Below are 3,674 nucleotides of genomic sequence, written 5' to 3' on the forward strand. Positions count from 1 at the left end.
CCAGGAATCGAATCCAGCGCCGCAGCAAAAAAAGAGTCACCCCCAGCCTCGACATAAACAGGAACCAGCCCCCGCTCATGCAAAACCGACAACTGGCCCGTCGTCACACCAAAACCAGCAGCATCAGCCCCAGAAACAACACGCCACACAGCCCCCCAAACCACTTTGTCAACCCCGACGTGGTGTTCATGCAGGAATCTCATTCCTGCCGTGGCGGTCGTGTGCCCCGCCGCTCGAGCCCGGGCAACCCACCCCGCCAACTCCTCCCGAGGTACCCCACGCCGCTGAACCCGCTTCCCCTTCCCGGACGCACCACGCCACGCAACCCGCCAAACCCCGTCGTCAACCCCGACGTTGTGTTCATGCAGGAATTGCATTCCTGCCGTGGCGGTCGTGTGCCCCGCCGCTTGAGCCTGGGCAACCCACCCCGCCAACTCCTCCCGAGGTACCCCACGCCGCTGAACCCGCTTCCCCTTCCCGGACGCACCACGCCACGCAGCCTTCCAAACCCTGGCGTCAACCCCGACGTTGTGTTCATGCAGGAATCTCATTCCTGCCTCGGCGGTCGTGTACCCCGCCGCTTGAGCCCCGGCGACCCACCCCGCCAACTCCTCCCGAGGTACCCCAGGCCGCTGAACCCGCTTCCCCTTCCCGGACTCACCACGCCACACATCCCGCCAAACCCCGTTGTCAACCCCGACGTGGTGTTCACGCAGGAATCTCATTCCTGCCGTGGCGGTCGTGTGCCCCGCCGCTCGAGCCCGGGCAACCCACCCCGCCACCTCCCCCCGAAGTACCCCACGCCGCTGAACCCGCTTCCTCTTCCCGGACGCGGCAGCCTGCGGCTTGGACGCCACCGGGGCATCCGCACCCGACGCCGGGTGGGCGGTGGACGGTCCGGCCTGCGACTCACCCGGATACGTCTCCCCCGGCCCCGGCTGCGGGGGCCTGCCGCCCCGCAGCCCGCGCTGCCCCACGCCCCCCACAGACGACGGCACACCCTCACCACCACGCACCGGCGGCCGGGCGGTACGCCACAAATCCGGCGCACCCTCCACACCCGCCTCCCGCACGCTGGCCGCCAACTCTTCAGCACGCTCCCACGCGGCCGCAGCGGCCGCTGGTTCGGGCAGACCCAACCGCCGTGCTCGATGCAAAGTGACCGCAACCTCATCCACCACCAAGTCAAAGGCCACCCGCTCCGGGGGCTTCACACCCACAAACACCGGAGCGAACAACAGCGGACTCACCAACTCCGCGGCAGCCAACTGCAACCTCGCCACCTCAACCTCCGACCACCCCTCGAACTCGGCAAACCTCACCCAATCCACCCGCGGCAAACCCAGAACCTCAGCAACATCCCCCTCGGAAACGCCACCCTCGCGAACATCCCCCTCGCGAGCATCCCCCTCGAAAACGCCACCCTCGGGAGAATCCCCCTCGGGGATGTCGCCCTTGGGGGCGCCCGGTGGCTCGTCCCCGAACGCTTCCCCCCACGGGTCGGGGTTCTCATCCTCGAAATCAGTGGTCCAGTCATCCAAAGCGGCCCGGCCGGCCGGATCATCCGGCGGCTCTGCCTGGATCTCATGGAGGACCGGTGCTTCCTCGGCGCCGTCTGGAACCTCATCTCCCGGCGGTGCCGCCACCGCGGGCCGAGTCCCCAGGTAATGGCCGCGAGCCGTCTCACGACGAAGCAGCACCACCTCCGGAACAGCATCCGAAACGGCCTCATCCACCGGATGAGCCTGCCCAGACTCATCCATCACCCACAAACGAACCCCGGCCATCCGCCCCACCACCAGCGGAACCACATCACCCGACCTATCCGGGTACACACCCGGCCGGCGAATCTCCTCAACAGCCTCCCGGTAACCATCCACATCGCCACCCCGAATGCCAGCAACATCGCTTTTATGCTCGTTCGCATAGTCGGCGACCGCTTCCCGTAACACCTCAACCGACGCAAACCTGTCCCGCAGACCAGGAATCGAATCCAGCGCCGCAGCAAAAAAAGAGTCACCCCCAGCCTCGACATAAACAGGAACCAGCCCACGCTCATGCAAAACCGACAACTGATCCGTCGTCACGCCAAAACCAGCAGCATCAGCCTCAGAAACAACACGCCACACAGCCCGCCAAACCCTGTCGGCAACCCCGACGTGGTGTTCATGCAGGAATGTCATTCCGTCCTTGGCGGTCGTGTGCCCCGCCGCTTTAGCCCGGGCGACCCACCCCGCCACCTCCTCCCGAGGTATCCCACGCCGCCGAACCTGCTTTCCCTTCCCGGACTCAGCACGCCACACCTCCCCCCAAATCCCCTTGTCAACCCCGGCGTTGTGTTCATACAGGAATTGCATTCCGTCCTGGGCGGTCGTGTGCCCCGCCGCTTGAGCCTGGGCGACCCACCCCGCCAACTCCTTCCGAGGTATCCCACGCCGCCGAACCCGCTTCCCCTTCCCGGACTCACCACGCCACTCAGCCTGCCAAACCACGTTGTCAACCCCGACGTTGTGTTCATGCAGGAATTGCATTCCGTCCTGGGCGGTCGTGTGCCCCGCCGCTTGAGCCTGGGCGACCCACCCCGCCAACTCCTTCCGAGGTATCCCACGCCGCCGCTTTCCCTTCCCGGACTCAGCACGCCACACCTCCCCCCAAACCCCGGCGGCAACCCCGACGTGGTGTTCATGCAGGAATTGCATTCCTGCCTGGGCGGTCGTGTGCCCCGCCGCTTGAGCCTGGGCGACCCACCCCGCCAACTCCTCCCGAGGTATCCCACGCCGCTGAACCCGCTTTCCCTTCCCGGGCGCGGCATCCTGCGGTCCGGAGGCCACCGGGGCATCCGCACCCGACGCCGGGTGGGCGGTGGACGGTCCGGCCTGCGACTCACCCGGATACGTCTCCCCCGGATACGTCTCCCCCGGCCCCGGCTGCGGGGGTTTGCCGCCCCGCAGCCCGCGTTGCCCCATGCCCCCCACCGACGACGGCACACCCTTAACACCACGCACCGGCGGCCGGGCGGTACGCCACAAATCCGGCGCACCGTCCACACCCGCCTCCCGCACGCTGGCCGCCAACTCTTCAGCACGCGCCCACGCGGCCGCAGCGGCCGCTGGTTCGGGCAGGCCATCCCGCCGTGCTCGATGCAAGGTGAGCGCAACCTCATCCACCACCAGGTCAAAGGCCACCCGCTCCGGGGGCTTCACACCCACAAACACCGGAGCGAACAACAACGGACTCACCAACTCCGCGGCAGCCAACTGCAACCTCGCCACCTCAACCTCCGACCACCCCTCAAACTCGGCAAACCTCACCCAATCCACCCGCGGCAAACCCAGAACCTCCGCAACATCCCCCTCGGAAACGCCATTCTCGCGAGCATCCCCCTCGGGAACGTCGCCCTCGCGAGCATCCCTCTCGGGAACGCCACCCTCGGGAGCATCCCCCTCGGGGATGTCGCCCTTGGTGGCGCCCGGTGGCTCGTCCCCGAACGCTTCCCACCACGGGGCGGGGTTCTTATCCTCGAAATCAGTGGTCCAGTCATCCAAAGCGGCCCGGCCGGCCGGATCATCCGGCGGCTCCGCCTGGATCTCATGGAGGACCGGTGCTTCCTCGGCGCCGTCTGGAACCTCATCTCCCGGCGGTGCCGCCACCGCGGGCCGAGTCCCCAGGTAATG

1 protein-coding gene is annotated in these 3,674 nt (G+C 67.3%); it reads left to right on the forward strand.

Translation table 11 applies throughout. From position 1 onward, the window contains the following. Nucleotides 1–1,151: 1,151 nt before the first annotated feature. Complete coding sequence (locus tag ACWDKQ_RS35400; RefSeq protein ID WP_450143111.1) at nucleotides 1,152–1,949, forward strand: hypothetical protein; 798 nt, start codon at nucleotides 1,152–1,154, stop codon at nucleotides 1,947–1,949. The last annotated feature ends 1,725 nt before the right edge of the window (nucleotides 1,950–3,674 follow it).

The sequence above is a fragment of the Saccharopolyspora sp. NPDC000995 genome (assembly GCF_053599315.1).

Bases quoted from the DNA above. Each gene is read 5' to 3' on its own strand.
- ACWDKQ_RS35400 (WP_450143111.1), top strand. From the start codon at position 1,152: ATGCAAAGTGACCGCAACCTCATCCACCACCAAGTCAAAGGCCACCCG.